This window comes from Mycoplana ramosa, from assembly GCF_041930185.1.
GTDB lineage: Bacteria > Pseudomonadota > Alphaproteobacteria > Rhizobiales > Rhizobiaceae > Mycoplana > Mycoplana ramosa.
The window spans coordinates 1-25,903 of record NZ_JBHEEW010000019.1 but is presented as its reverse complement, the minus strand read 5'-3'; the positions used below and the strand labels follow the sequence as shown (position 1 = coordinate 25,903).

Below are 25,903 nucleotides of genomic sequence, written 5' to 3'. Positions count from 1 at the left end.
TCGGCGCGGCCGGTTCGGGCACGAGCCCAAGCTTCGGCCGCAGCTTTCAGTTTCCCAAGCGCGCCTTGTCCTCGCTGATGGCCTCCTGATAGGCGCGGATGAGTGCCGCGCGGACTCGCGCGTGCTGCGAAACGGTGGCGAGATTTTCAGGGGTGAAGGGGAGCGGCTTGTCGTCTTCGCCGACGATGTCCTTCCAGCCTCGCACGACATCTTCCAGCGCCTTGCTGTCGTGCAGCTCAAGCTCGGCCTGAATGGCCTTCAGTTCGTCCAGGGTGCTTTCGGGGGTGCTCCTGGCGATGATCGCGTTGCGCGCCTCGGCCGACGCCTTCGCTTTATCAGGCGCAATGATCGCAAATGTCACCTGGAACTCGTACTCTGCGAAAGTTCCGGCTTTCACCGGATCGGGCTCGATGACCTTGACCGGCCAGGGAAAGGTTAGTTCGGAGGAGAGCTTAAACATTGCGGGCCTTTCAAAGCAGGGTGAAGGTCACTTCACAGTGATCTTGAATTCGTCGTTTCCGGCGGACGGCGTGAACATCAGTGGCAGGGTGTTGTTGATGATCCGCTGAGATTCGCCGAACGTCGGCCGGCCGATCTGGACGGCGGCGGCGGAGAAGGTGACGATGTTGCCCGCCACTGTTCCATGCTGTGCTGCCAGAGCGCCCTTCGTGTGTGCCTGGGCGATCGCCAACCAGTTTTTCGTCGCCAGCGCCGTGACCTCCATGATCGCGCTGCCGGTGACCTGGCGATCGACCTGTTCCACGCTTTCGTGGTTGATGAGGAAGCGGGGCTCGATCTGGTTGCCCATGTCGATCGTCAGGCCCTCGCAGACGCCCTCGTGACCATGGAGCGAGACGGTGGTGTTTGCCTTGGTGACGGGAACCGGCGTCTTGAAGTCGGTGACATCGACGGTGGGCAGGGCGATCGCCGATATGGTGCCGAGCAATCCGGTCATGGTGAACGCGAAGCGCGGGATCTGCGACGGATTGAGCTGGACCGTAAACGTGCCACGTGCGCCGAGCAGCACGTGGTTGTTGCCGTCCATATTGAAGTAGATCGAGCAGCTTTCGAACAGCGAAGAGACCGGTGAATACTGAACGTCGACGCCGGCATCGACCACTTCTGCCATGCCGCACGAGCGCAGCATCGGTCCATAGGCTGGCGGGGTCCCAGCCGTACCGGAGCCCGCGATCTCGATTTCACCGGAGAGGCGCGCATGGTTGCCGGTCAGGATCACGCCCTGATGCCCCATATAGGGCAAGACCAGGTCACGCGCCGCTTCCTGGCCGACGAGCGGTTCCAGAGACGCATTGGTCATGAGCATGGCATTGGCGGCGCCCGTGGGCGCGGCGTCGGTACCATAGGTCGTTTCCGGTTTAACCAGGATCGCTCGGTTGCGCAGCATCATCGCCATGTCAGTCTTCCTTCTTCTTTGCGGCGCCGGCGGCGGAGCTGCCATCGGTCGGCTTGTCGGCCTTCGGCGGATCGGTCCGGCTTACGAGCTTCAACGAACCGTCCTTCTGTCGGATGTACGATCCACCCTGTCCCTGCATGTCATGCCTCCTTGAGGTAGTAAGCGGTGCTGAACACGTCTTCGAACCAGACCGTGCCGGACAGCGCCTGCTGCAATTCGCCTTCAACATGCTCCAGCGGCTCTTCGGTGCCGGCGGGAACGAAGCCGAGCAGTTGCTTGCGGACGTAAGCCTTGGCCTGGTCGAGCTCGGCCGAGGCGGCCGCGTTGTTGTTACCCGATAGGTTGCTTGTGACGATCACGACGCCGAGATCGACCTCGGTACGTTGCAGGAAGCCGTTGACCCGCTCGTTGGGAGCCGATTTTTCCCTGGCAACGTAAACGTAGACAGCCGGTGTCTGGGCGGGGCGATCCTTGACGTCGGCCAGTTCAGCTGCGCTGCCGGCGAGGCGGAACGGCGTTCCGGATTGCTGAAGACGGGCGAGAATGGAGGCGATCAACGAGCTGCCTCCTCTGCGAGCCAAGCCTCTCCGATGGCCGTGAGCGCGGCGACATCCTCGGCGGAAAATCCGAGATAGGGTCGCGCGGGAATTCTGACCGAGTGTTCGCCGATCGTGATGCGGCGCTCCTCGGCTCCCTTGGTTCCCGGCCGGACGAAGCGGTAGCGGTTGCGGATCTTCTTCAGCGAGGCACGCTGGCTGCGGGCGTACTGCTGGATTTCGCCGCCGAACTGGTGGATGCCGGCATAGGTGAGGTTCGTGCCGATTTCGGCCGATCGGTTGTCGGATCGAGTTGTCAGGCTGCGGTAGAGCCGTGTTGTCTCGCGCAGTATGTGATCACTTCCCCGACGCTTGCCACGGACCTTTTTCATGGTCGTGCGCTTTGCAAGCGGCGGCCATGGCCTGCCATCCGGATCTGTCTCGCGCTCAAACCGGCGCTGCGTGGCGGTGAGCATCGCGGCGGCGAAACTTGCCATCAGGTCGCCGGGATGGGTCGCCGCAGCTGCTATCGCGTTGATCGCGGGCGACAGCTCGTCAGAAAGGGTGATCCGTGCGCCCGGCATCAAAGGTGCCTCAAGCTGTCTCGAGAGAAGATGCGAGCCGGCGCGGCTGCCTGGACCGATCCGCCAGGTGCGGACGGTGATTGACCATCGACGGTCAATTCGACCAGGCCGCGGGAAACGTCGCGCAGGAGGGAATGCGCCTCGCTGAACGCGCGGCTGACCGGGCTGTCCTTGTCCGCCGCCTTGCCGTGAAGGTAGTAGCGGGCGATATCGGCAACGGCCTTTTCGAGTACGGGCGGTGTCGCCGGCAGAGGCAGGTTGAGCACCTTCTTCAGGTAGCCATCGGCGAAAGCGGAGGCGTCACCAATGGCACGCTCGACAACGACATCGTCGATCGTCGAGACGGGAATGTTGGTTCGGTCGGTAAGCTCGATCAGCTCCCGCTCGCCGAAACGGTCAATCAGACCCTGCTTGGTGACGTAGGTCATCGGTCGGTTCCGTCAGGGGTTTCGACTTCGGCAACAAGCATTGGCTCGCCGAGAATGGCTTCGACCTGGTCGGGATGAAGCTGCGCCAGGTCGTGGTCGACCGGTTCCGCTGGATGAGCGAATCCACCGCGACGGAAGCCGGCCTGTTTCGAAGTTACCCGCAGGACCCATGCGGTCTTGCCAAATGGCGAAAGCCTGTCGATCAGCTCCGCCGTGAGAGGATAGCGAGCGCGGAATGTCTCTTCGCTCATACGTTCCATCTGATCGGAGAGGCCGGTCCCGTCGCCGGCCTCTCCACCGCGGTCGCTCTCGGGAGTATTGGTGCTGGCGATCGCCGTGCCCTGGTCCAGTGCAAGGTCAGTCGCCTTCTTTGGCTTTGCAGGCTTTACCATGGGAAATCCTCTCGGTTCTTGGAAAACAGCCGCAGCTGCGGCGGTTGTCGAAGAGCCGCCGGCCGATCCGCTGCGGAACCGGCCGACGTTTCACGCTGGCTGGGCCGTCAAGCCAGCCAGGGAACGACGAGCACCTCGGCGGTGCCATACCATTCGTTGGTCTCGCCGCCGGTCGTCAGCTGGTTGCCGACGATCTTGCGGGCAGCGCCCTCAAGGCTCGGCGGCACGACCAGGAGGCGCGGGTTGAGACCGAGTGGACGGCCGTAATCGCCCTTCATGCCGCCGATCGCGGCGCGGGCCGTGGCATAGTGGGTGGCGTCGAGCGTCTGCTTGGAGCCCCAAGCCTGCTGCCAGAAGCCGAAGCCGACCTGGCACCGACCGTCGAGCCCGTAGAGGAATTCCTTGCGCATGAAGACGTTGGCGTCGTCTTCCTTGTCCATGCGCACCAGCTTGTCGAACTTCTTGCGTTCCTGGAAGATCAGCGGCTTCAGCGGCCTGGAGACGTCCATCAGGAACCAGGGCGTGCCGGAGCCGCCGTCGGTGTTGGCTACGGAGATGGTGTCGCCGTCTTCGTCGAGGACCGGGTGGTCGGTGTCGAAGAAATACTGCCCGTCGTAGCACTTGGTTGCGAAGCCGGCCTTCAGCAGTGCCCAGACGAGTTCGTCGGGGAAGGTCCGCGCGGCGCTGCCCATCTCTTCGAAGAGCGGCGTGTAGACGCCGAGGTTGTCGTCTTCGAAATCATCGCGATCGACACCGATCGTGTTTTCGAAGGACTGGTTGGTCAGCGAATAGCCGTGTTTGGCCATCGCATTGACGACGCGATCGCCGAGCCATTCGCGGAACCGCGGTGCCTTGCCGAGCCAGCCGTATTCCTGCGTCTTGGTGGTCGACGGAACGACGGTGGCAACGGAGGTGTAGAGCGCGGCCGCCGTGCCCAGGCCGCGGGTGAATGCGGCATTGAAGCCGACATTCGCAGATCGAAGCGTAACGCTGTTGATTTCCATCTGAGCAGATCCTTAGGAAATTTGGACCCAGACGCCCTGGGCGTCCACGTCGAAGACTTTGCCGGCGACCGAGCGGCTGCTCGATCCGGACGTCTTGGCCACGGTTTGATCATCGACGCCGTAGCAATCCGAACCTATGTCGGCCTTGGTGATGAGATCGGCGGCGGTGGAGTTGGCGAAGCGGAAAATGCCGGCCGACACTTCGACCGACTGTTCTCCGGCAGCGCCGGTGTTGTTGACGCGGCGCTCGGCGCGACCGACCGACTTGAGGCCGGTTGCCGCGGAGAATGGAACGGCGTTGCCCGCGGCGTTGATGGCAACGAGGGCACCGGCATAGATCAGGGTCGCAGCGGCAACCGGGATCACGCGCTTTTCACCCTCGCGGCGCGGAGTGTTGCGATCGGCAGAAAGGGCGCTCAATGGCTTGCCTCCAGCTGGGACTTGGACTTCAGCATTTCCTCAGAGGAAAGGCCGAGCTGCCGCATGACGGCCGTATCGACGTCGTCGAGTGCGGCCTCGGCCTTGGCGGGCGGGGTGGCGGTGGCGCGCTGAGCGGCCGTGAGTACCGGGGCCTTGCCGACGAAGCCCTCGAAGGCGGCCGGGTTGCTCTTGTAGAGATCGACGCCCCACTCCTTCAGAGCGGGCATCAGCTTGCCTTCGGCGATGGCGTTGTTGACCGCCGTCTCTGCCTTGTCTTCGGCGACGGTGTCCTGCAGCGTCTTGATCGACGCCTGCATGGCCGTTACCTGCTCGATCGGCACATACTTGGCCGGGTCGGGCGCGCCCGCCTTGACGGATTGCACCGCCGTGAGGATCGCATCGGGTGTGGCGTTCTTGTCCAGGCCAACCACGACGGCCATGGCCGCGGTGGAGGTCAGGACAGAATTGATCGCGGCGAGGATATCGGCCTCGCTCGCTCCCTGGGAAAGGCCCAGGGCAAGCGCAATCTTTTCCATCGTTTCTTCCTGTTGGTTGAGGTCAGCGCTCGCCGCGACCGCGGCAAGGTCTAGGTTCGGCACGTTCGTCAGGCCCGCCGAGAGCAGGTGGACGATCTTGCCGGATTTGTGGAATTGGTAGACCGGAGACAGATAGCGGTACTCACCGGCCCGGATTGCTTGAGCGGCCGTTTCCGTCCATTCGACGCGGCCCCAGAGGCCATCGTCTCGGATCTCAAATTCCTTGATCCAGCCAGCGGCAGGTGCACGGCCGCCGACGCCTGGGACAGCGCCAAACATCGTTTGGTGGTCATAGTCGATGACGAGTTCGGTGGAACCGGCACGCTTCAGAGTGGCGTTAACGATCGCCTGCAGGTTTGCCTCGTCGCCGGCGCTCCACGGTCCGCGGCCGTCTCGGCCGGAGAAGGTTCCCTTCGGCAGCAGCATGACCCAATGGCCGGACGCACCGTCGACCGGCGTTGCGTCAACGGCGGAGATGGCGCTCGAATGCGCGGAAACGTTCTCGGGAAAGAGTGATTTGACGGCTTTGCTCATGGGGCGAAAGTGCCCCGCATGCGCAGGCCGAAACAGTCACAACGGTTTGTGGTTAAATCGCCAGATGCGCGTCAGCCGGCTGCAAAAGACATATCACGCCCTCGATCGGGATCAAGGATCGATTTTGAAGCCGTTTTGAAGGCCGTGGAAGCCCTTCGAAGGCAAATGCGCGGCAACCGACCACGGAGAGGGTGGAAAGCGCGCCAGAGAGCCATTCTTGCAAATTGGCCTTCAAGAGGCGATAATCCCTCCTGCGCGTGACACGGTGTTATTCTCCCTGCCGTAGGACCGCCGAAAGGCGGGATCGCAATGTGGGGTTTCCGGGAGGCCCCACCGCGCATCAGTTTTCCCTTCGATCGATGATGACCTTCACGCCCGGCCGCGACAGCAAGCGGCTGATGTTTTCATCGCTGGCATAGCGGTATGAGAGGACGAATGCCGCCTTGCCAGTCTTGGTCGTCTTGGCGGCAACGTAGCGCCAGCGGCCGTCGGCGAGCTTGACCAGGACAAAGGTGTTGGCGCCGTCCTGGAAGACTAGCGTTGGCTCGCCCCCGATCGCCGGCAGCTCCAGATAGTCGGCTCGCGTCATTTCCGGGTGGTTGCGGAGCTGCTTCGCCATCGTCTCGGCAGACAGGATCGCCACGCGTGCTTCCGTTCCGAGCGCCTCGGCGATCGCGGGTGGGATCGGCATCACCGGCATGCTGCCTTCCGGTCGGGAGAGGAAGCGGGCGAAAGCATCGGAGCGAAGGCGTTCGGCGACCATCGGCTGCAGCAGCTCGAACGGTGCGGCTGCGACCTTCTCTGCGAGTGCCTCGTTGATCGCCACCGCAGCGCCGATCCGGCCGGGATTATAGTCCCAGCCCGGATCGATGCCGTCCGGGATCTCGCGCACCTCGCCGGTGCGCTTGTTGACCCAGCTGCGGTAGGTGTCTTCTGGCGGCTCGAACGTCAGCTCCTCACCTTCAGCCTTTAGCTGTTCGATCTCGCGGGCCGAAAGGTTCTGCAACGTGCAGCGGCAGTTCCACCCGCACGGCGGTGCCCATTTTTCCCAGTAAGGGTGGTCGACCGGCAGAACGAGATTGTGCCTGGCGCGATGCGACGGACGCGTCCTGTCGTCGAGAAGCGCCACATAGCGAAGGAACGGGCGGCTCTTCTTGGTCCGCTCGAAACCGGCCCAGTGGCCGGCCGCATACGAGACCCGCATGTTCGTATCGAAGATCGTCTCCAGGCGACGGGTCGAACCAAGCTGGACGGGGCGTTGCTCTCCGGTCAGCGGATCGGCAACCATCTGCCTGCCCCACCAGCCCTTCGCCTTCAGCAGCGGTGTCAGCTCGCGCGCGAACTGTTGTATCGTGCGGCCTTCGGAAAGCGCCTTTGAAAGCCCTTCATGGATGTCTCGAAGTATGTCGAAGCCGGCCGACTTTGCCACGGTGAACATGGCCGCGTGGTCGGCGGCATAGGCATCCTGCCAGGCGAAGGTGGGTGAGAGCGTCCGTCCGCGCGCTTCCAGGAAGCGGATGGCGTCTTCAGGCGAAAGGGCGGCGAGCTGCGCAGTGGCCACGGTCAGAGATCCTCGCCGGCCTCGCCGGCAATGCGAGCAGAAAAGGCAGCGCGGGCCAACACCTCGGCCAACTTCGCCACACCCATGGTTTCGATGCGCCGGGCGATGATGGCGCGGGCATCCTCTTCGGATCTGGCGGTCAGCAGCTCATCTTCCAGGCCGGCCACGATCGGCTGCACCATCGGCTCCCAGCCGTCATCGACGATGTCTTTGACGGCGCGATCGATTGCATCCAGTGGGGCGGGGGGCAGGAAGGCAGCGGACTGCGCGGCAACCTTGGTGTCCTTATCCGAAAGCCGCTCTTCCTCGGACGGATGCACGGCTGGGGCCGCGCGTGACGGCATAAGCAATTCCTCGTCGGCGTCCGGATCTGGGATGCCGATGCGATCACGCATCGTCGTCATTCCGACCTTGAGGCCCAGCGGCACCAATTTCGCGACGTTGTTGACCAGTTTTTCAATATCGACGACGTCGGGGCGGCCGATCTTGATCTTGGGGTAGGATTTGCGCCGTCCATGGTTGAAGTCGACGAGCGGCCGCACCAGATCTCGATTGAGGGTGGCGGCCAGCTGCATGGCGTCGGAACGCTCGATGTCCTCGCGCACGCCATCATGCACCTTGCCGACAGCATAGCCGCCCGCCTGCGCATCCGTGGTCGCCGTCTGACCAAGGACGAGCTTGGACACCTGCCGATCGAGCCAGTCAGAACGCTTTTCGTAAAGCTCATGGGAGCCGGACACGTCTGCCTTGATGAACTCGATCGCCATCGACTGCGGAATGATCGCGGCAAAGTCCGTGCCGATGCTGGCGACGGCGGAGAGCAGCTTGTCTTTGTCCTCGTCGCTCGCCCCTTCTCCCCATTTTCCCAGGCGCAGCGGCTGGCCATAAGCCTCGCAGAAGATTGCCCAGTCTTTCAGGGTGAAGCTTTTGAACAGAAAGGTCCAGGCAACCGAGCGGGCAAGACCGCCGCGGATCGTGAGGCCCGATTTGACCTTGGCGCGGTGGACAAGCCATTTGCCTGGCATCAGCGGCTTGTCGCCATCGACGTCTCTCAACAGAAGCGTATCGCCGTCGATGTGGTCGAAGGTGAACCAGCGCGGGTCTCGGTACTTCAGCGCGGCGGGCATCCACTGGCCCTCGGATGTGTCCCAAACGATCTCGGTGGCGGAGAACGATTTGCCGATCGCGTCGAGGATATCGACCAGCTCGTCCAGGAAGTTGTCGCGACCGATCACCTCGCGGACGAGATCAGCGTCCTTCTGGCTGTCGGCGTCGTCGCCGGCCGCCTCGACGCTGATCTCAAGGCCAGCCACCTGGCGCTTGCGAATGGCAAGCACGCCAGCATAGTGCAGGTCGCGTTCCTCCATGTCCTCGGCCAGCTCGAGGTAGGCCTCGGCGTCGCCGTCGATTGCCGATCGCAGGATGCGGGCAAGCTTGCCAGGCGTGAGGCCGGGAGCCTGATGCCGGCCGGATGGCTGGCGGACACCGCGAGTCGTCGGCGCCGCGTGCTCGCGCCTCAGCTCGGCTTTGGGAATCGGGTGCCCATAGGCGTCCAGCAGCTTGAACTCGACCATCAGTAGATTCCTCGTGAGCGGCGAAGGCTCGCCAGGCGATAGCCGCCGGCTTCCTCGCGCTGTTCGTCAAAGCGACTGCCGGGACGCGCAACGGGCCGATAGGCGTACTCGATCCGCTCGCCGTCTGCGGCATGGATACCAAGAAATGCCGCCCAGGTGCGGTCGGCGTGATCGTCGTCGCGCTCGGCAACGAAACGCGGCGCGCCGGTGGCCGAGGCGACCTTGCGGAGCTTGTGAAGATCGGAGCGAAGGGCTGGGTCGCCCATCTTGATCCGGACGGTTCGGTCCTCGAATCGCTCCTTGCCTCGAGTCGCCATGATCAGCTTGTTCGGGCTGGTAAAGAGCACGCCTTCGACACGGGTGCCGTAGCGGCGCTGGGCGTCCTCAACGACCTTTTCGCCCATGCCGGTCTGGTCGATGCAAGCGCGGCCGACACGATAGCGCGTCATGATGTCGTCGAAGGCTTCGTCCATCTGCGCGAAGGTTGCGCGCTTCTGCTCGACGCGCTCGCGTTCCCAGAGGACATCGCCGATCTGCTCCCAGACGTAGATGACGTGAAGGTCGTTGCGCCGGCCGATGTCGCGGCCGACAAAGCAGACATTGCCCTGGTAGCCTTCCGGGTCTCCGGCATCTTCATCCTCGACCGAGGTGATCAGGTCGTAGGACAGCCAGGCGCTCGCCTCGTCGAGATAGTGAAGCTCGTACTCCTGCGCCCAGGCATCATCGTCGGCAATACCGGCACGCAACTCGTCGATATCGCGCGGCAAGCCATCGGCGACAGCCTTGTAGATATCCACGACATGGCGCGACCAGGTGTCGTCCTTGCCGGTGTCCAGTTCATAGAACTTTCCGGACTTGCCATTCGGCGTTGAGGTGACGCGCAGCTTCCAGCCGTTCGAAATGACCGGAAACAGCGCCTTCCAGATGGCGCCGCTGTCCTTGTGGAAGGCGAACTCGTCGAGAAAGACGTTGGCGGAAAAGCCGCGGGCCGTGTCTGGATTCGCCGGCAGCGCGGTAATCTTGGATCCGTGCGGCAACTCCACTTCAAGCGCCCGATAGGTGCCCTCGGCGCCGTTCCAGTCATATTCCTGCGCGTCGATGCCGAGCTGGTACGCCTGGGCGTGAAGCTTGATCCCTTCATTCATGGCCTCGCGCGCCTGTCGTTCGCCACGGGACAGGATCACCCATCGGGCGCGCTTGCCCTGCAGGGCGTGCTCAAAGCAGTCGTCGACCACCTCCAGCGTGGTGGTGAACGTCTTGCCGGTCTGGCGGGCAAATTTCCCGATCTTGAAGCGCGCTCGGTCCATGAACCAACGCTTCTGGTAACCGAAGAGGGGAACGGCCGGCGAACTCATCGGCTGAAGATCCCGTAGATGTCTTCGCGGATCTTGCGCAGCACCTCCTCACCGTCTGGCGTATGCGCCTTGGCGCTCTCGACGGCCGCCACGACTTCGCCGACCTTTTCCTTGAATTCGGTCTGCACCTTCTGACGGCGCGCCGTGGAGACCGATTGCGCCTGGCTGGCCTTGTGCAATGCATTTGCGAGCGACATGGCGCCCTTGGGATCGATTCCGGCCTCACCGGCATTCGTCAGCAGTTCGAACACCAGCGTCTTGATCGCTTCGGACGCGATGAGCGTCAAATCGTCGGACGCCTTGGCGTCGAATTTCTCGGCGATCGTGGCGGCGATCTCGCGGGTCTGGTTGAGGCGGGATGAAAGGGCAGCAAGCTTCAGCGAATAGCGATTGAAGGCGGTGAATGACGGAATGACGAATTCCAGCTCACCACGATGCTCGCGCTGGATCGCCTCCAACTGCTCGGCGAACTCTTTATATATGTCGAGTTGGGTCCGATCGCGCTTCTGTAGCTCGGATGCCGCCCACGCAACGACCGGAGCGCAAGGCTCCGGCAAGAGTTCGATATTGGATGGACGGCCGCGCCCCACGTCACAACTCCGGAGAAGGACGGGCGATTCCGTCGATGATGGAACGACGCTCGACGTGATCGATGCCGGCGCGCGTAATCGAGGCGATAAGGACGGTACCGGCCTCCACGACGACGACTGCGCCAAGTTCCTTCAGTTTCTGCACCTGCGTACGCACCCACTCGCGAGAACGGTTGTGGCCGAAGGTTTCGAGAAGCTTGGTCAAAAGCGCTTCATTGAGGCGACCATCGGTCTGTTCATGCAGGCCGCGAAGGATGACAAGGCGAGCGTCTCGCGCGGCGTGTTCTTCAAACGAGAGGCTCATGCTCGTTCCCTTTCTTTCAGGTAGTCCTCAAGCCGGTGCACGGTGCGGGACACGCTCGCCATACTCTCCCCCAGGACGGCCACCGTTCCTTTCAGGTCGGACATCGCAAGCTTGATATCGTTGACCTGGTCTTTCGACGGGAGGTGCTTCAGCTCGTCCTCAATCCGTTGAATGCGCCGATCGTGCTCGACCAGTTTGCCTTCGACCTGTTCGGTGCGAGAGGTGAGGTTTTTCTCGCCAGAAGAAAAATAGCCCTTGGCGTGTCCGAGTAGGGCAATGACGGCAAGGGCGAGGCCCAAATACTGCGAGATCTCGGCCGGGGTCATGCGCCCACCTTTCGTTGCTGGCTCTCAAGGTCTTCCTGGCAGCTGATGCACCGCGTTGCCGAAGGCATGGCCTTGCGTCGGGCTTGTCCGATTGGCCGGGCGCAATCCTCGCAGTCGTCGCTGCCTTCCTGTTTGAGAGAGGCGCGGGCGCGCTCGATCGCTACATCGCGTTCGCGCTCGACCCGCTCCTCGCCCAATTCTCTCGCAAAGTCTCCGATGTTCATTTGCCCGCCGGTCCCTTCGTCGGCGCAGCCGGCCCTGACAGCGGCAGCGCGGCAAGGTGTGGAGCGAGCAGCTCGGCAATGCGCGGTCGATCGCGAGCCTTGAAGCGGGTCAGGGCATCGGGAACGGATCGCTCGACGTAGTCAATGGCCTCGTCCATCGAGCGGCCGGCAAGCGTCAGCTTCGCGCCGTTGGCAAGCGCGGACTGCAGCGCGGCCATGTGCTTCGCTTCGACCTGGACGCCGGTCCAGCGGAACAGCAGCGCGGCGATCGTAGCGACCAACATCGGCGTGAGCGCGTCGATGAGTGGCGGAAGCACCTGGCTCAAAATTAACTGCAACATGGATTGTCCCTCAGTGGAGATCGCGTTCGAAAGGAAGGTGCGGCGCCAGCGCGGCGAAGGTCTTCGCGCCGGCAATGCCGTCGACAGTCAGCGCCTGGGCCCGCTGGAAGGCTTTGACGGCCAGCTCGGTCGCCGGGCCAAAGTCGCCGTCGATCGCCACCGGCAGGCCGTACATGGAAAGGCCGCGCTGAAGAGCCTCGACCGGCTCGCCCTTCGATCCACGGAACATTACCGGGAACTCCTGGGCGGGCTGCATTAGCTCGGCGGCGATCGGTTGAATGATGGCCTTCGCCTTGACAAGGTACGCACCACGATCGGCAAGCCCGTTCCGACCGCCGTTGATGCGCTTCGTGACGGCGACCAGGTCGTCGCGGTCGGCCAGCGCGTTCAGATTGTTTTCAGCCCAGAAGAACGCGGCAGCCCATCCCGCCCATGGCCATTCGGCAACCAGGTGCGGCTGCGCCTCGAAATCTGGACAATCGGGCAACCGGTTGCGCATCCATGCAGTGAAGCGGCGATAGTTCTCCCGGCCGGTCAGCTGGATCGGGCCGCGGCCGCGGAAGCGAACGCCGTCGCCGGCCTGCGTGTTGCCGAGATCCTTGCGGCCCTCATAGGCGGCGCCCGACGCGTATTCGACCGTCGTGCAGAAACCGTCGCTCTCGTGGGCCGTCTGCGACAGGAAATGGGCGATGCGCACCGGCGTGGTGACGTCGATCGACGCCAGCAGTTCCGGCAGCATGGCGCCGAAACCGACGATGACGGCCGTCTGCGAATTCGCCTTCGCGCCGGAAGCCTTCGGCGCCAGCGCACGGAGCACGGCCGGGCCAATCTTCGAAACAAGGGTGGTGGACATTTACATTGTTCCCGCCTCGGTCAGAGTTGAAGGCCGGATCGAACCGGCGTCTGGCGGTCACAATGGATTTTGGGCGGCCGTCGAAACAGCCACAAGGGTTTGTGGTTGGACTAGAGGAGGGAGAGCTGGCGGGTGTCGGCTTGCTTCAGCCATCCGCGCACGGTCACATCGGTGACATGCAGCTTGCGCGCGATCGCGTTGATCGTCCATCTCTTAGCGCGGAAATGGCGCGCGATAAAGGGCTTGCCGACAGGCACGCGAAAGCTGCCGGCGCCGACGCTCCTGGCGAGCGTAATCGACAGTTCCTCGCCGAGCAGCTCCACGACCGGCGAGCGCGCCTGCGGCCGCTCGGAGAGGTAGACATAGGACCCGCCGAACGACAGCAGGAACTCAATGCCGAGATCCTCGCCGAGTGCGTCGATATAGGGCTGAAGGTGGGCCGGGATCTTTACGCCGGTCACTGTTTCCTCCCGATCCCGAGCTTGGACTCGAGACGCACCTGGCGTGCGGTCAGGAGGCTGACCTTCAACTCCATGCGAATGCGCGAATGCGCGTCCCGGCCGCCCTTTTGAAGCTTCTTCAAAAGGTCTTCACGCTCGGCTCGAACCGCATCCAGTTCGCTGCGATCAAAGAGCGGGAGCGAGGCCATCATAACGTGACCTCGCGATTGCTGCGCAGATCGCGCGACGGCCAGCTCTTGTCATAGACGCTGACGACGGCGAATCCCTTCAGGACGAACTTGACGCCGTCGACGATGACGCCGGTGGCGCCCTGGTTGGCGCCGGTCTGCGTACGGGCGGCAATGTGCTGGCGGAAATGCTCGACATCGAGCCCATGAACGCGGGCGAGGTACTGCAGGACAGCATGATCGGTTACGCGGACAAGCTCGGTCATCGGGACGTTTCCTCCGGTTCGGCAAGAACTGCGAATTCCAATGCTGGTGTCGGTGCGGTCGGTCACAGCAGCCCCCCGAAAAGCGAGGGCGCGCTATCTGCCTTGTTGGCCTTGCGGGCAGCGGCGCGGCGAGCAGCTTCGCCAGGTGTGGCAAGGGCACGATCGGACTCGCGGGTGTAACGGTCCTCCATGCCGGGCGGCAGGTGCCAAACTTCGGTTCGACCGGGAAACTCGGTGGTTTCGTCGAGCAGCCAGACAAACCACGCGTAATCGGTTGCCGAGCTGGCCTCCGGGTCCCAGGCGCCTTCGATCATCGGCACCCGTTCGGCAAAGGGGCAGAAGAAGCGCGGCGGACGCGGCCCGAAAATGTTGTCGTGACGGGCCTGGCCGGCGATCCAGCCGAGGCGGCAGAGAAAGGCTACACCTTCCGTCGCGATCGAAAGGGCGCGCTCAAGGAAGGTGGATGCGATCTCAAAGGGCGGGTTGCAGAAGATCCAGTGCGGCACTTCATGACCATCGGCGAGAAGGGTTTCGCGGGTCTCGAACGTGAAGTCGCGAATCTCGGGCTTGATGCCCCAATCATGAACGTCGGAAAGATCGACGGCACCGAAGGACTCGCGCAGCGGGGCGACCATGTGGCCGCCGCCGGCGCAAGGGTCGCGAACGCGCTTGGCGCGCAGGTCGACGATGCCATAGCGGGAAAGAACTTCGTGCACGACGGCGCGCGTCGCCCAGGGCGGCGTCGGGAAATAATCCAGCGAGCCGCGCGGCTGCGATCGCTGGGCCATGACCGCCGAGGACGTGCGGGCGTTCGTCATGCCGGCTCCCAGGTGATGAGAACGCCATGGAAGCGGCTGATGTCGCCGTGCGCCTGGCGCCAGAAGCGACCCATGGTTTCGCGGGCGGTGCGGCCGATTAATCTCGCCGGAAGGCTGCCAGTGAGCAGCTCGGGCGCGAAACCGTCCAGGCGGGCGAATTCTTCGATCTCGGGATAGCGCAGCGGCCGGCCGTTGATGGCGATGCGGGCGACGATCTCGTTGATGAGATCGCTCAACAGGATCTCGATCGGCATGACGGCCGTGCAGATCTGGTCTTCGATGATCTTGGTGCAGTACTTGGTCCGCATGCCCTGGTAGAGCTGGATGCGCTCGCCTGGGCGGGCATGCCGTGCGCGATCGCCGCGGATCGTCTGCCGCTTGGTACCGGCGACGATCTGCGGCGAGAAGAACGACTTGAAGGAATAGGCGACCATCAGCCGGCCGCCTTCCTGGCAGCGCGGACGCGCTCGCCGAAGGTGTTCATGATCGTCTGCCATTCCTTCGGCGTGACCGCGGCAAGGTAGAAGTTCGTCCTGCCGAGGATCTTGAAGACGGCTTCATCAAACCCCTGCCGCACCATCATGGACGCACCGGGGTGGAGGATGCGCCACTGCGCCCAGGCGATCTTCGCGCCATCGGCCGCGAGCCAGTCATAGCCGTTGGTGTTACCGAAGTTGACGCCGGCCTCGCGCCGGAGCCAAGCTTTCAGGGCCTCGATCGCGGCGCCGGCATCGTCGGCATAGGTGAGCCAGCGCGTGTGATCGATACCGGTCTGGCGCTTGACGAAGGCGACCAGGGCGGCGTCGTCGCGATCGCGGACGACGCCAAGGTTCCAGCCGGCGATCCAGAGCGCCTGCAGCTTCTTGGCGAACTTGCCGGTCAGCTTCTGCCGGCCGTTCGCGCGACGGTCGACGGCCGTGAAGCCGAGCCGGCGCAGCTCGGTGACGACGGCCTCCTGTTCGGTCGATGACATGAGCTTGAGGCTGGGTTTGCCGGTGACGCGCTCATAGATCGCGCGGCGCCCGTCTTCGTCGATGCCGAGCTGCTTGCAGCCGGTGTGGATGGCGGCGATCGCGGAGGTCATGGCTGACCTCCCAGGGCCGGACGCTCCGAACGGAACTCGCAGACGAACTTCCAGTCCTGTAGAGGGGCGCTGATGCCGTTACGCTTCATCTTCCCGATCAATTCGGGCCGTCCGCGGGCCTGCTCGGAGATGGCGTTGCCTTCGGCGGCGCGGCGTTCACATTCGTTCAAGCCGTAGGGGAGCGGTCCCCATGTGCCGCCAATCTGCTGACCGACATAAAGGATCAACCAGAGTTTCATGACAGCCGCCTTTCGATGGCAGCTGCCAGCTTGTCGATGTTGACCTTTGCCACCGGCATAGGGGCGGAGAGGTCGTCATCGAAGAAGAAGGCGTGGAGAGCGCCGTCCTGCTCGACGACGCGGGCGCCCTCAGCCTGGAACATTCCGGCGATAGCTTCGGCGATCGCTTTCTGGTCGCGGTAGTGTCTCATCTTCTAGGTTTCCCGCACGAGAGCAGTCGGGAAGAGGATTTCCTGTGCCTCTGAGTAGAGTTCCATCAGCGCACCATCCGGGTTTGGATGATCTCGGCCGGACATGGCAATACCCATGCAAATTCCCTGTACCCTGCCGAGAAAGTCTCGAATATGAATGGGGACTGCATCAGCCTCGGCCGCGTTCACTTCGGCAGCGAAGACAGCGGGAAGCGTTCCCTGGAGCGTTGCGATAGCGCTGGACACCACCTTCTCCATAGCGACGAACTGCTTATGGCTCCATTCGTCATCCTCGCCGTACCAGTCCTTCAGGGCCGCGTAGATGACTGAGGGAGGGATCACCGCTCTTGTGTTGGGAGAGGACGCGACGAACCTCAACAGTTCGGACGCGACGTCAGCGATATCATCTTCAGATAGCCGCGGGACTTTGGACCAGTTGCGGCAGGCTCGTTCAAGGAACTTGATCGCTTCGTCTCGGGAAACAGTTGTCCGCATGGTCTCGCCCTCATGCCCTGGCCAGATCGATGGTAATGGCGGTCCACTGGGCCTCGATCGACGGTCGGCGATAGAACCGCAGGTACTCCTTCGAGCCGGTGACGCGGATGCTGTCGCGGATGGCATCCATCGCCCGCGCCCAGCGCGGATCGTCGATATCAAGGCGCAGCAGCATGAACAGCTCCGACTTGTTGATCTGGCCTTCCTTGTCGGTGTTGAAGGCGCGGGTGACGATGGTCTGGATTTCCGGCCGGCTGTCGGTCGACCATTCGTTCAGGCACTCGTCGATGAGCGACTTGGCGATCTGCAGCTGCGGGCCGAAGTCGATCAGGTTGGCGACCTGCACCTGGACTTTCATCAGCCCGTCGAAGGTCTGGTAGGTCTTGTTTCCCTTCTTGCCGCCGACCTTAGCGCCGTATTCCTGGGCGAGCAGATCATCAAAGGCGGCGATATCGGCCATGGAGTGGTCGCGGAAGCGGGTAATCTGCGCGCTGAGATCGGCGGCGAAACCGATCATCTTGCGGACCATTTCGTCCTGCAGCTTGTCTTCCGGCTTCACGTTAGAGGCGGCGACCAGGTCGCCCTTGCTGTTGGTCATGAATTCGCGACCGTTGACGAGGGTGACGCCGATGGCCGGCTTTTCTTCGAGGATGCAGGCGTCCATTACTTCGATCCTTCCTGGAAAGCGCTGTGCGCGCGGCGCAACCCGGAGGCGGCCGCGACAAGTGCGTTGATTGCGGGAACCTCGTCCCGCGTGTTTCTGGAGTTGTCGACGCGGGCAACTGCCCGCGTGACGTTCTTGATGGCCTGATGAAGGGCAGCATCCACGCTGCGGCGACGCTCTTCTCTCGCCGCTGTCTGCCCCGAGATCGCAGCCATCCGGTCTCTCACGATCCCGTCGATATCCGGTGCGAGGCGATCGAGCAGGACGTCCTTCGGTACGGCGATGGTGAGGTCGATGGCGCTCATGCCGCGTGACCGCCGTCATCGGGAGGACCGGGAAAAGGAACGATCTCTGCGCTCTGCCGGCGAGCGGCATGCGCACGCAGCTCCTGCAGATGCAGTTCGTCTTCCAGTTCTTCGGCGAGCGCGACGAAAGTGTTGAAGCGCTTCACCAGCTTCCGGATGCCGCAGGGCGTGAGGAAGAGCCCGAAACGCTCTCGCGACTTCAGCTTGTCGCGGGTCGCCTTCAGGTGGTCGGAAAGGTGCGTGTTCATCCCTTCCTCCCGAATTCGCTGAAGATGACGTTGTCGCTCGGCTCGCTGCCATCCGGGTTGGCGAACTGGACTGCAATGGCCGTCCGTATGCCAGTCCGCAATTCCCGGCCGGCCTCCATGTCCCTGAGGAGTTGCAGCTCCAGTTCCATTGCGTGGGCAAGGTCGGCCAGCCTGTCGAGCAGATGACCGATGGCGGGCAACTCCTCTTTATTGGCATTGGCGAGCTTTCCGCTGATCGAGCGGATTTCGACCGAAAGCTTCGTTTCTGGAGCGGCAGCCATCATGCCAGCTCTCCCATGTCCCGGTTCCGCCATGCCGCGGTCAGGTGCTTGAGAGAAATGTCCTCGCCGGCACCGAGCGCCATCATCGCCGCCGCACGCACGGTACGATCGATGTTGCGCAATGCGCCGGGCTTGGAGGCGATGCCGGAAAGAAACTTGACGCAATCGGCGTCCTCGATCCCCCAGGCACTGATAAGCATCCTGGCATCGCCGGCCGGGTCGCGTTCTGTCCGCAGACGCCGGTCGAACCGGGTGACCACCTGGGCGCGGCTGGCGATCGACCCACGTTCCTTCAGAAAGGCCGTCCCGGTATCCTCGTTGCCGATCAGCGCCACACCGCAGTTGTAGTTATCGACGAAGTGCCGCAACTGGTTGATGGCGTCCGGAACGAGATTCTGCGCCTCGTCGATGATGAGCAGCGACCCTTCGCCGATCCGCTGCAGTCGCCTGCCGATCGCGCGCACAAGGCGGGCGGGATTGTGCTCCTGGACGTCGAGTTCCATTGCGAGTTCGACGAGCAGGCCATGGACTGTTTTCGTGTGAGGGCTGACCGTTGCAATCCAGCAATGCGGACGGGTGTCGACGAAGTGCCGGGCGGCCGTGGTCTTTCCCGATCCGGAGGGCAGCACCACCATGGTGAAGCCGGCCGAGAGCTGCGAATACAGCAAGACGTTGTAGACCTCGGCGCCTGTCGCGGTGCGGATGAACTTAGGTGAGACGGGGAGGCTGGCGGCAATGCCGGCGCTTTCTTCAAGCGCATCCAGCCAGTTGCTGATATCGTCGTTTACATTGCCAAGGAGGCCGGGATAGTTCCCGTTGGACCATTGGCTGAAGGTGCCATCCTTCACGCCGGCGCGGCGTCCGACTTCGGCTTTGTTCCAGCCGTGCTCCCGAGCAATGTCGATGACGCGGCTCAAAAGCTTGCGCCATCTTTCCACTTCGGCGGGGCCATGCTTGTCCACGAACGCTTGTGCGGGCGTCGGAAAATTCCAGTCTGGAATTGTAGTGATCGGCTTTTTCATTTAGGGTTCCTTGAGTTTCTCTGATGCGGGCTTCGGCCCGCTATTTTTTTGGGAACCGAACGCTTTACTTCTCGGCTCTGCATTTGCGACCGGACGCTGCACTCGCCGGTCGATCCCCTTTGGGGAATGGGAGAATGGCGGCTTCGCCGCCGGCCAGGCGCGCAAGGCCCCGGCTGAAATTGTCTTCGAATTCATGTTCGTCGATCGCCTCCGAGGTCATGGAGGGTACGGCCTGCTGGCGCGTGATGAGGCGCGTCACCTTTGGCCGGTCTGGCTTCGCCTTCGGCGTCTCCGCACGATCGCCGCGGCCCATCAATTCCTGAAGCTGGAGATCGCTCAGGCGACGCGCTGCGCCCTTCTGTGCCTTGACGGACTTTGCAAACTCGCTCTTGGCGCGAGCGGTTTCGCGGGCGGCTGCCTGGCAATCGAAGCCGGTTTTGTCGATGCATTCTGCTTCGCAGATCAGGCGGCCCTGCGGGTCGTAGACCTTGACAGCCGCGTGCAGATCAGACGGATCGAAGCGCACGGTCAGCTTCTTTCCGATCCACTGGTTCAGCTCACGTGACCAATACCGGTTGTCAAAGAGATGGATCGCGCCGGAGGGTTTGCGCGCGGTGACCGTCTCGGCGGTCAACATCCAGAGCGAACGTTGCATCGGGCTCGCGAAGCGGACGAGGTTTGCCGGATCCGCCATGCTCTCGGCGAATACGGCGTCGAAGCTGCGGCCCTTGGCGGTTTCGGTTTTCCGCCCGGCGCGAGCATTGTGTTCGGCAATCCGCGCCGCGACATGCCTTTCGAGCTGGTCGATCGGAACGGCCCACTTGCCGTAGTTTTCCGGCTTATGTTCCGGGCTGCGACCGGTATAGGCACCCGCCATGTCCGGATGCTTGGCGATCTCCTCGGCCAGGTCGCCCCAACCGCGCTCGATAGGCTTGGATTGACCCGAGTACGGTGTCACGAAGCGGCCGTCGATGCCGAGCGTCTTGAGGAGGCCGGCAACTTCGTCTTCCGTGATCTTGAAGCGGTTACGGCGTCGGGCTCCCCCCGAGATCTTTTTCGAGGCAAAGGCGCGGCCATTGTCCATGTAGAGGCGCTCGGGAATGCCGTGCTCCTCGACCATCCGGCCGATGATGGTGCGCACGGCCTCCCAGGTCTCGGCCTCGGTCAGCACCCAAGAGAGGATCTTGCGCGAATAAATGTCCTGCGTCGCCATCAGGAAAACGCGGGTTGGCTTGTCCCGGCCCGGCATCTGGACGTGCAGATCGAGTTTGTGGCCGTCCGTGTTGGCATACTGCATTGCCATCAGGTGGGCGACGGAACGCTGCTGGGCCGGAATTAGCCTCATGGCCTCCTCCTTGCCCTTTCGGGAAAGGATCTGGACCGCGCGTGGAACCTTGATGTCCATGTGGCGGCGCAAGGTCCGCTCGGATGGGATCGGTGCCCATCCTTTCTTATTGGCCACGTCGATCATGCGGCGATAGCAGGATGAAAACTTCGGCGCTTCGGGGCGCAGGTAATCCGATGCCAGCACGTCCCAGGCATCGGGGTGGCACTCGACCTTCATGTCTTCGCCGGTTGCACCGGTGTTGTCTGGCGCGAGGGCGGCAAGCCAGTCCTGTCTGGCCTTGCCTTCCACCATCTGCCGCCACTCGTAGAGGGTAGCCCGAGCGACTTCGAACTTCGCTTCGCAATAGGCGGTTGCCTCTCGTGCGCTGATGCCGGCGGCGCGCATATCTTCCCATGCCAGCACCGCGTCGAGCCGCTTCTGGCAGACTGCACGCTGCGCGTCTGTGAGCGCCTCAAACCGTCTCCAAAGCAGCTTTGAGACCGCCGTCTCGGGAAGGGTCGGTGCGGTCTCGAGGAACGCGATCTTTGAGCGGGCGGCGTCGGGAAGGAGGCTGTAGTGGAATTCGAGGCCACCGCCTGCCGCATCACGCTTGCGGACCTTGCGGGGATCGAGCCGCCAGCCATGCCGCTCGGCATGCCGATAAATCTCCCGAAGGCCGCAGGGAAGGCCGGGAAGCTTGGCCTTGTCGAGTTCGGCGAGGGTGAACCAGTCCTTCATTCGCTGCGGTCCTTCTTGGCGAGCATGTAGGCGCGAATGTCGGCTTCGTGCTCGCGGCAGAACATCAGCGTCGCACGCACCGCGAAGATGCGGTCCATCAGCATGACGCGCTGCTCTTCCTTCATCCGGCCCTCGCGAACGAGGCGCGGATAGAGCTTTTCCCGCTCGGCGATTTCGCGGTCGACTTCGGCGATCTGACCGACGATGGAGATCTTCCCGGCCATCAGCGTTCGCCTCTCCGGATCCGGACGGGCGTGGCCGTCAACTTGCGGATTTCGGCCCCGATGGCGCGCTGCTCCTGGCGAAGCCGTTCGATTTCCGCCAGTCGCGCTTCGTCGCCCTGGAGAAGAAGGAGACCATCCTCGGAGACGATGACATCCCAAAGCCAGACCGCTCCGGTCGCCCGCACGAATGCTTTGAAGCGCACGAGGCTGACATCGTGCCCTTCTTTGCTTTCGGCGGTGTAGGCGTCGAGCGATGCCTTGGAGATGGAATGCACGCCGAGATACGTCGCCATACGGGCGGCGATGGTCGGCCGGTCGTAAGGACATTCCCGAATGGCGCGGGCCATCTCGCGCTTTAGGCGACTGCGGAAACGGTCGATGTCGATCCGCTCGACGGGTGAGCGGGTCGGAAAGACCGGCTCGGCGAAGAAATCGGGCTGGGACGGATCGTGTTTCATGCCGCCTTCTCCAGTTCAGAGAAGTCGCGCAGGTCGCCGATGTGGTTCAGAAGGCGTAGCAGGGTTAGGTCATCGGCTTTGCCGAGCAGCGCCGTAACCTTCTGGAAGATCGCCTCTTGCGGGTCGACGGCCGGCTTCTCCGGCTTCAGCCAGGACAGCGCGAGCTTCAGGTCGGGCTTTTCCTTGAGAGAGGCCGCGACGCGCAGCTGATCATCGGCCGGCAGTTTGGCGAGCTTCAGGAGCTTCGATTGATCCGTTTCGGCCTCGGTGCCACGGATGGCGGCGCGAAGGGTCGGGTGCAGGTTCTGGCCAATCCGCGTGACCTTCTTATAGGTGGTTTCGCCGAAGCCCAGGCGCTCTTGAACCTGCTTTGAAAGCTCGCGACCAGGAGCGAATATAAAAGGGCACTCGGTGCCCTTTTCGGCGGAATACTTGCCTCGTTCTATTTTTCCGTGCTGCTCCTCCCACAGCTCGCGGTACTTCAGCACGAAGATAGCGCGGTCGAGCGCGCTCAACTCGTTGCGGTAGAGGTTTTCGGCGATCTCCATCAACTGCGCTTCGGCGCCGTCCGCCTCGACGACGAGCGCGTCAAGTTCCGTCCAGCCGTTGATATCGGCCGCAGCGCAACGATGGCCTCCGGTGATCAGGGTGAAGGGCGTAGCGCCCTTGTTCTTCGCAGGCGTGCGCCGCACGGTGATCGGCGATATCTGCCCGCGCTCTTTGAAGGACGCGCCGATGGCGGCGGCAATGTCCATGTCCACCGGCCGCAGGCGATCGCCGCGGTAAAGGTCCTTCAAGTTCAGTCGGATAAGTTCGGCCATGGCTATGCGGCCTCCGAAGCTTCGGCCAGCGCCGTCAAGAAATTGTCCCTGGCACGCGCTGCGATACGCTCGTAGGCCCGCTCGAAAACCGGCTCGAGACGGCGCTGATCGACCGTGCGGATCGACTGCAAAACCATGGCGCGGCCGACGCCGAGCAGCTTCGTCAGCCGGCGGCGCGGAATATCGAACTCGACATTCAGGATGTGGATAGTGATCTGCCGCGCGAGCTTGGCATCGAATAGCTCAACTGGCGGATCGATGAGGAAGCGGATCGGAAGGTGGTTGAAGTGCGACCGGCTGGCGCGGAAAGCAGCGCTGACCATCGCCGTCAGGCGCTCGTCCTGGGAATAGGGATTACGCATGCGAAAAACTCCCTTTGGTTGTGCCGCGCGACTCATGACAAGCTGGCGGTGCCGGGCGGGGCGGCAACCCGACCCGGCACCTGTCATCCCCACGCGAACCAGCCACCTGGAGACGATTGAAATGGCGAGAAAATCACCCGAGGAAATCCTGCAGATGCGGGCCGAAATGCTCAAAGGCGACCCAACGTTCTGGCGGCATCCAGTTGCCGAAGCGGTGTTGGAATTGTTCGCCGAAGGAAAGGCGGTCACGCCGGAGAGCATGATCGCGCACTTGCAGGAGATGCGGCATCCAGATGACGTCATGTTGCGCGGTGCGCAGTTAGAGGCGGCCATCGATCGCCTCCGCAAGGTCATCATGCAGAAGGATTGAGATCAGGACCTTCGCGGCAATCTCCTCGTCTTGCCTGTAGTCCAAGGCTGCGAGCGCAGCATCGACGAGGGCCGCGAGACTGTCTTGGGTGGGCAGGGCGATGAGCTTCGCCAATGCTTCGTCTGCATGCTGGCAAAACGTCATCGCATCACCCCCTGCAGGACCAGGGCGAGCACAGCGGATAACGAGACGAACGGAACGCCGCAAAGCAAAAGCACTTCCGCCTTTCGGCAAAAAGCCGAGTGCGACGGCACAAAAGGAACGACGTCGATTTTGGCCGTGCGTTTCGCCCTATCGGCGGCGGTCATGATCCGCGATTGTTCGGGTGTGGCGTCGGCAGAGCGGGTCTGACGGCCGGGACCGGAGGTCCTACGGCGCAGGTCGCGCAAGGCCAGAGCAGCGTTCCTGTCGGCGTCACGCATCATGCTGCCACCTGCGCGTGCTGGCGGCGGGCATGGCGATAGTTTTCCGCAGGCTGCGGCGTGATCCGCCGGCCGTCCGAATGGTAACGCGTGCGCCACAGATATTCCGGGCGCGTCTTCAGCGCCGCGGCGATGGCGCGCTCGCCGGCAAGGTGCGGTTCGTGCACGGCATTGCCCGCCGTACCAGCGGGAAGATTGTAGGCCTTGTCGATCTCTCTGAGGGTGAGTTTGGCAAGGGTCAGGCGGGCGCGGATGCGGGCGACCTCTTCAAGTCGGCGGCGTTCTGCACGGTCGGTCTTGTCGCTCGTGGAGGCACGATGCATAAATAATTCCTTGATCCAGATGGGAGGCCCTGGCCGGCCTCCTTTTTTGGGGTGATGAAATCTGCGAACACAGAAAGGGATATCACAATTTGGTAGATAGTAAATACCAATTTGTGAGATCAGCGATTATTGGGGAAGAAACCGAAACCGTCGAAAACACCGCTGGGCGACCGGCTCGTGCAAACTCGGGAAAAGCTGGGTTTCCCTCAGCAACGAGCGGCTTTCGCTGAAACCGTTGGTCTAACGGAGCCGATGCTCGGGTATTATGAGCGAGGAGACCGAACTCCCGACGCTCTCGCCCTGTCTGCGTACCGGACGAAATACGGCGTAAGCCTGACCTGGCTGATTACAGGGGAGGGGAACATGTTCGACGAACCGTCGAAGGCGCCGGCGCCCAGCACCGGTGTCGATATCGTTCTACTGCAGCAGCTGCACGACACCGTCCAGGCCGTCTTCGTCGAGTGCAAGCAGACGCCGCCGCCGAGGGCGGTTACTGCAGAGGCCGGCGAACTTTATAACCAGCTGCTGGGGATGGTCGCGGATATCCGCGACAAGGCGGTGGTGACAGCGTTGATCCCGGTCTTGCGGGAGCGCTTCAAGGAACGGGTAGCTAATGCCAAGCCTGGTAGCGGGAAACGCGAGGCCTCATGATCGTGAGACCATGTATGATCCTCGGGGAATCTGGCGCAGAGCCGAGCTGTCCCGGTTAGGCCAACCAGGCGGAAAGCATCGACGATGTCGGAAAGGAAGAATCTGCTTCCAAATGAATGGCGGTTACGGTTTATGCGATCACTTCAACAATGCCTCAAATGCCAATTAAGTATCTGTTAAGGCTAAGGCGCGTCACCATCTGAAGGCAAGCGGTCTTGTTGCTTCTGAGATCGCGAGCTCTGTTCAACGGAACGAATTGCATGCCATGGCCCACTGCGTTGTTCCGGCAGTCAGTGCCGGAGCCGGGGGTTGAACACGTGCTTCACAGACACGCCGATGCGCTTTTAGCCGGAGCTTGGACATGGCACATCGCCCCCGGCCGAAAGGCCACGGCGAATGCGCCAGCCGCCAAGCTGCGCATGTGTTCGGCCACCGCTATGGCGGCGCGCCTATGTGAAGTCAGGGTGTTCAAGCCCAAGATAATTATAGAGAGGAGAGGTTAACGCGCAAACCTCCAATTGTTCGCGCAAACCTTGTCGAGCGTCCGCAGATTGCCGGATGGCTGCAAACCTGATTTGAGAACAGCGACGCTAGTTTTTCGAAGATTGACAAAGAAATTCAACGTTTTGCGCCGTTTCCCGGTGGAGGATTGACGAATTGTCAAACCTAGAATTGGTCTCGGTGAGATCCAAAGCCGCGATCCGCGTCAACCGGGCCGACTTATTGGCCGCAGCAGTCTGCTTGGTTTTCAATGGTTTGAAGACGCCTCAAAGGCTTTTTGGTGATCTTTGAGCGGTCCCTTGAAGCCGACCGCCGCGTCGACGATGTTGCCGCCGTGCATAGCGATATGCGGTGATTGCGCTGTCAAAACGCCCCGCGCCAGGCGCAACCCTCGATCACGCCGAACCGCTTGATTTCCGGGGCTTTAGCGCCAGTTCCCGCCTTATCCCAGATATTCCCGGTAATTCCGGTCCTTCGTGTCAAACAACA

General features: G+C 62.6%; 42 protein-coding genes and 1 pseudogene. 3 read left to right on the top strand and 40 right to left on the bottom strand.

All coding sequences use genetic code 11. The features are described from left to right. Positions 1-46: 46 nt before the first annotated feature. The 38 genes from JNC62_RS20085 to JNC62_RS19900 all read right to left on the bottom strand — a co-directional run bounded on the left by JNC62_RS20085 (position 47) and on the right by JNC62_RS19900 (position 23,147). A complete protein-coding gene (locus JNC62_RS20085) occupies positions 47-460 on the bottom strand; it encodes a hypothetical protein (RefSeq protein WP_374841199.1) in 414 nt (137 codons plus the stop codon). A 27-nt stretch (positions 461-487) separates the two neighbouring features. Next, positions 488-1,414, bottom strand: coding sequence for a phage tail tube protein (locus JNC62_RS20080; protein ID WP_374841198.1), 927 nt, complete (start codon positions 1,412-1,414; stop codon positions 488-490). A gap of 1 nt (position 1,415) precedes the next feature. Further along, positions 1,416-1,553, bottom strand: a complete 138-nt coding sequence (locus JNC62_RS20075; RefSeq protein WP_374841196.1) for a hypothetical protein — start codon at positions 1,551-1,553, stop codon at positions 1,416-1,418. Between the two features lies 1 nt (position 1,554). Next, positions 1,555-1,971: a phage tail terminator protein gene (locus tag JNC62_RS20070; protein ID WP_374841195.1), complete on the bottom strand. Its 417-nt coding sequence runs from the start codon at positions 1,969-1,971 to the stop codon at positions 1,555-1,557. Further along, positions 1,968-2,534, bottom strand: a complete 567-nt coding sequence (locus JNC62_RS20065; protein ID WP_374841193.1) for a phage virion morphogenesis protein — start codon at positions 2,532-2,534, stop codon at positions 1,968-1,970. The genes JNC62_RS20070 and JNC62_RS20065 overlap by 4 nt, the downstream gene beginning before the upstream one ends. Beyond that, complete coding sequence (locus tag JNC62_RS20060; protein ID WP_374841191.1) at positions 2,534-2,962, bottom strand: gp436 family protein; 429 nt, start codon at positions 2,960-2,962, stop codon at positions 2,534-2,536. Before JNC62_RS20060 ends, JNC62_RS20065 begins: the two co-directional genes overlap by 1 nt. Further along, positions 2,959-3,354: an HI1506-related protein gene (locus JNC62_RS20055; protein WP_374841189.1), complete on the bottom strand. Its 396-nt coding sequence runs from the start codon at positions 3,352-3,354 to the stop codon at positions 2,959-2,961. Before JNC62_RS20055 ends, JNC62_RS20060 begins: the two co-directional genes overlap by 4 nt. Positions 3,355-3,461: 107 nt before the next feature. Beyond that, complete coding sequence (locus tag JNC62_RS20050) at positions 3,462-4,358, bottom strand: Mu-like prophage major head subunit gpT family protein (protein ID WP_374841187.1); 897 nt, start codon at positions 4,356-4,358, stop codon at positions 3,462-3,464. Between the two features lie 12 nt (positions 4,359-4,370). After that, a complete protein-coding gene (locus JNC62_RS20045) occupies positions 4,371-4,778 on the bottom strand; it encodes a hypothetical protein (RefSeq protein WP_374841185.1) in 408 nt (135 codons plus the stop codon). Further along, positions 4,775-5,848, bottom strand: a complete 1,074-nt coding sequence (locus tag JNC62_RS20040) for a phage protease (protein WP_374841183.1) — start codon at positions 5,846-5,848, stop codon at positions 4,775-4,777. Before JNC62_RS20040 ends, JNC62_RS20045 begins: the two co-directional genes overlap by 4 nt. Positions 5,849-6,188: 340 nt before the next feature. Further along, complete coding sequence (locus JNC62_RS20035; RefSeq protein ID WP_374841181.1) at positions 6,189-7,409, bottom strand: phage head morphogenesis protein; 1,221 nt, start codon at positions 7,407-7,409, stop codon at positions 6,189-6,191. 2 nt (positions 7,410-7,411) lie between these two features. Next, complete coding sequence (locus JNC62_RS20030) at positions 7,412-8,983, bottom strand: DUF935 domain-containing protein (RefSeq protein WP_374841179.1); 1,572 nt, start codon at positions 8,981-8,983, stop codon at positions 7,412-7,414. Next, complete coding sequence (locus JNC62_RS20025; RefSeq protein ID WP_374841177.1) at positions 8,983-10,338, bottom strand: terminase large subunit domain-containing protein; 1,356 nt, start codon at positions 10,336-10,338, stop codon at positions 8,983-8,985. The genes JNC62_RS20030 and JNC62_RS20025 overlap by 1 nt, the downstream gene beginning before the upstream one ends. Further along, positions 10,335-10,928 carry a DUF3486 family protein gene (locus tag JNC62_RS20020; protein WP_374841176.1) on the bottom strand — a complete coding sequence of 198 codons (594 nt, stop codon included), beginning with the start codon at positions 10,926-10,928 and terminating at the stop codon, positions 10,335-10,337. The genes JNC62_RS20025 and JNC62_RS20020 overlap by 4 nt, the downstream gene beginning before the upstream one ends. Before the next feature lies 1 nt (position 10,929). Further along, entirely contained in the window at positions 10,930-11,232 is a 303-nt protein-coding gene (locus JNC62_RS20015; RefSeq protein WP_374841174.1) for a VpaChn25_0724 family phage protein, read from the bottom strand. Further along, the gene (locus tag JNC62_RS20010; protein WP_374841172.1) at positions 11,229-11,558 is read right to left on the bottom strand and encodes a DUF2730 family protein; all 330 of its coding nucleotides are present in this window, start codon (positions 11,556-11,558) and stop codon (positions 11,229-11,231) included. Before JNC62_RS20010 ends, JNC62_RS20015 begins: the two co-directional genes overlap by 4 nt. After that, complete coding sequence (locus JNC62_RS20005; RefSeq protein WP_374841171.1) at positions 11,555-11,782, bottom strand: TraR/DksA C4-type zinc finger protein; 228 nt, start codon at positions 11,780-11,782, stop codon at positions 11,555-11,557. The genes JNC62_RS20010 and JNC62_RS20005 overlap by 4 nt, the downstream gene beginning before the upstream one ends. Beyond that, the gene (locus JNC62_RS20000) at positions 11,779-12,123 is read right to left on the bottom strand and encodes a hypothetical protein (protein WP_374841169.1); all 345 of its coding nucleotides are present in this window, start codon (positions 12,121-12,123) and stop codon (positions 11,779-11,781) included. Before JNC62_RS20000 ends, JNC62_RS20005 begins: the two co-directional genes overlap by 4 nt. A 10-nt stretch (positions 12,124-12,133) precedes the next feature. Continuing rightward, positions 12,134-12,976 (bottom strand): peptidoglycan-binding protein, encoded by an 843-nt coding sequence (locus JNC62_RS19995; RefSeq protein ID WP_374841168.1) that lies wholly within the window; start codon positions 12,974-12,976, stop codon positions 12,134-12,136. Between the two features lie 110 nt (positions 12,977-13,086). Beyond that, on the bottom strand, positions 13,087-13,437 hold the full coding sequence (locus JNC62_RS19990) for a hypothetical protein (protein ID WP_374841166.1): 351 nt from the start codon (positions 13,435-13,437) through the stop codon (positions 13,087-13,089). Continuing rightward, on the bottom strand, positions 13,434-13,628 hold the full coding sequence (locus JNC62_RS19985; RefSeq protein ID WP_374841164.1) for a hypothetical protein: 195 nt from the start codon (positions 13,626-13,628) through the stop codon (positions 13,434-13,436). Before JNC62_RS19985 ends, JNC62_RS19990 begins: the two co-directional genes overlap by 4 nt. Next, positions 13,625-13,870 (bottom strand): hypothetical protein, encoded by a 246-nt coding sequence (locus JNC62_RS19980; protein ID WP_374841162.1) that lies wholly within the window; start codon positions 13,868-13,870, stop codon positions 13,625-13,627. Before JNC62_RS19980 ends, JNC62_RS19985 begins: the two co-directional genes overlap by 4 nt. Positions 13,871-13,932: 62 nt before the next feature. Beyond that, positions 13,933-14,688, bottom strand: coding sequence for an SAM-dependent DNA methyltransferase (locus JNC62_RS19975; protein WP_374841160.1), 756 nt, complete (start codon positions 14,686-14,688; stop codon positions 13,933-13,935). After that, complete coding sequence (locus JNC62_RS19970) at positions 14,685-15,122, bottom strand: ASCH domain-containing protein (RefSeq protein WP_374841159.1); 438 nt, start codon at positions 15,120-15,122, stop codon at positions 14,685-14,687. Before JNC62_RS19970 ends, JNC62_RS19975 begins: the two co-directional genes overlap by 4 nt. Next, the gene (locus JNC62_RS19965; RefSeq protein ID WP_374841157.1) at positions 15,122-15,772 is read right to left on the bottom strand and encodes a regulatory protein GemA; all 651 of its coding nucleotides are present in this window, start codon (positions 15,770-15,772) and stop codon (positions 15,122-15,124) included. Before JNC62_RS19965 ends, JNC62_RS19970 begins: the two co-directional genes overlap by 1 nt. Beyond that, complete coding sequence (locus JNC62_RS19960; protein ID WP_374841155.1) at positions 15,769-16,011, bottom strand: hypothetical protein; 243 nt, start codon at positions 16,009-16,011, stop codon at positions 15,769-15,771. Before JNC62_RS19960 ends, JNC62_RS19965 begins: the two co-directional genes overlap by 4 nt. Further along, positions 16,008-16,202, bottom strand: a complete 195-nt coding sequence (locus JNC62_RS19955) for a hypothetical protein (protein ID WP_374841153.1) — start codon at positions 16,200-16,202, stop codon at positions 16,008-16,010. The genes JNC62_RS19960 and JNC62_RS19955 overlap by 4 nt, the downstream gene beginning before the upstream one ends. 3 nt (positions 16,203-16,205) lie before the next feature. Next, complete coding sequence (locus tag JNC62_RS19950) at positions 16,206-16,697, bottom strand: hypothetical protein (RefSeq protein ID WP_374841151.1); 492 nt, start codon at positions 16,695-16,697, stop codon at positions 16,206-16,208. Between the two features lie 10 nt (positions 16,698-16,707). Next, positions 16,708-17,361, bottom strand: a complete 654-nt coding sequence (locus tag JNC62_RS19945; protein ID WP_374841149.1) for a DUF3164 family protein — start codon at positions 17,359-17,361, stop codon at positions 16,708-16,710. Beyond that, on the bottom strand, positions 17,361-17,666 hold the full coding sequence (locus JNC62_RS19940) for a hypothetical protein (protein ID WP_374841147.1): 306 nt from the start codon (positions 17,664-17,666) through the stop codon (positions 17,361-17,363). Before JNC62_RS19940 ends, JNC62_RS19945 begins: the two co-directional genes overlap by 1 nt. Further along, positions 17,663-17,914 (bottom strand): hypothetical protein, encoded by a 252-nt coding sequence (locus tag JNC62_RS19935; RefSeq protein ID WP_374841145.1) that lies wholly within the window; start codon positions 17,912-17,914, stop codon positions 17,663-17,665. The genes JNC62_RS19940 and JNC62_RS19935 overlap by 4 nt, the downstream gene beginning before the upstream one ends. Continuing rightward, entirely contained in the window at positions 17,911-18,195 is a 285-nt protein-coding gene (locus JNC62_RS19930; protein ID WP_374841143.1) for a hypothetical protein, read from the bottom strand. The genes JNC62_RS19935 and JNC62_RS19930 overlap by 4 nt, the downstream gene beginning before the upstream one ends. Next, complete coding sequence (locus tag JNC62_RS19925; RefSeq protein WP_374841141.1) at positions 18,195-19,217, bottom strand: AAA family ATPase; 1,023 nt, start codon at positions 19,215-19,217, stop codon at positions 18,195-18,197. Before JNC62_RS19925 ends, JNC62_RS19930 begins: the two co-directional genes overlap by 1 nt. Before the next feature lie 64 nt (positions 19,218-19,281). Further along, positions 19,282-21,282 carry a transposase domain-containing protein gene (locus JNC62_RS19920; protein ID WP_374841140.1) on the bottom strand — a complete coding sequence of 667 codons (2,001 nt, stop codon included), beginning with the start codon at positions 21,280-21,282 and terminating at the stop codon, positions 19,282-19,284. Further along, positions 21,279-21,506, bottom strand: a complete 228-nt coding sequence (locus JNC62_RS19915; protein ID WP_374841138.1) for a hypothetical protein — start codon at positions 21,504-21,506, stop codon at positions 21,279-21,281. The genes JNC62_RS19920 and JNC62_RS19915 overlap by 4 nt, the downstream gene beginning before the upstream one ends. Continuing rightward, the gene (locus JNC62_RS19910; protein WP_374841136.1) at positions 21,506-21,964 is read right to left on the bottom strand and encodes a hypothetical protein; all 459 of its coding nucleotides are present in this window, start codon (positions 21,962-21,964) and stop codon (positions 21,506-21,508) included. The genes JNC62_RS19915 and JNC62_RS19910 overlap by 1 nt, the downstream gene beginning before the upstream one ends. Beyond that, positions 21,961-22,785 carry a ParB N-terminal domain-containing protein gene (locus JNC62_RS19905; RefSeq protein WP_510186524.1) on the bottom strand — a complete coding sequence of 275 codons (825 nt, stop codon included), beginning with the start codon at positions 22,783-22,785 and terminating at the stop codon, positions 21,961-21,963. The genes JNC62_RS19910 and JNC62_RS19905 overlap by 4 nt, the downstream gene beginning before the upstream one ends. Before the next feature lie 2 nt (positions 22,786-22,787). Further along, positions 22,788-23,147 (bottom strand): hypothetical protein, encoded by a 360-nt coding sequence (locus JNC62_RS19900; RefSeq protein ID WP_374841132.1) that lies wholly within the window; start codon positions 23,145-23,147, stop codon positions 22,788-22,790. A gap of 121 nt (positions 23,148-23,268) precedes the next feature. On the opposite strand from JNC62_RS19900, the gene JNC62_RS19895 reads away from it, so the two are divergent. Continuing rightward, on the top strand, positions 23,269-23,517 hold the full coding sequence (locus JNC62_RS19895) for a hypothetical protein (RefSeq protein ID WP_374841130.1): 249 nt from the start codon (positions 23,269-23,271) through the stop codon (positions 23,515-23,517). Positions 23,518-23,657: 140 nt separating this feature from the next. Here the strand turns inward: JNC62_RS19895 and JNC62_RS19890 are convergent, their stop codons facing one another. Next, complete coding sequence (locus JNC62_RS19890) at positions 23,658-23,939, bottom strand: hypothetical protein (protein WP_374841128.1); 282 nt, start codon at positions 23,937-23,939, stop codon at positions 23,658-23,660. After that, a complete protein-coding gene (locus JNC62_RS19885; RefSeq protein WP_374841126.1) occupies positions 23,939-24,262 on the bottom strand; it encodes a helix-turn-helix domain-containing protein in 324 nt (107 codons plus the stop codon). The genes JNC62_RS19890 and JNC62_RS19885 overlap by 1 nt, the downstream gene beginning before the upstream one ends. Before the next feature lie 177 nt (positions 24,263-24,439). Between JNC62_RS19885 and JNC62_RS19880 the strand changes: the two are divergent. Both JNC62_RS19880 and JNC62_RS19875 read left to right on the top strand, forming a co-directional pair. After that, positions 24,440-24,595, top strand: a pseudogene (locus JNC62_RS19880) (helix-turn-helix domain-containing protein); the annotation flags it as partial. 30 nt (positions 24,596-24,625) lie between these two features. Then, positions 24,626-24,913, top strand: a complete 288-nt coding sequence (locus JNC62_RS19875) for a hypothetical protein (RefSeq protein WP_374841230.1) — start codon at positions 24,626-24,628, stop codon at positions 24,911-24,913. The last annotated feature ends 990 nt before the right edge of the window (positions 24,914-25,903 follow it).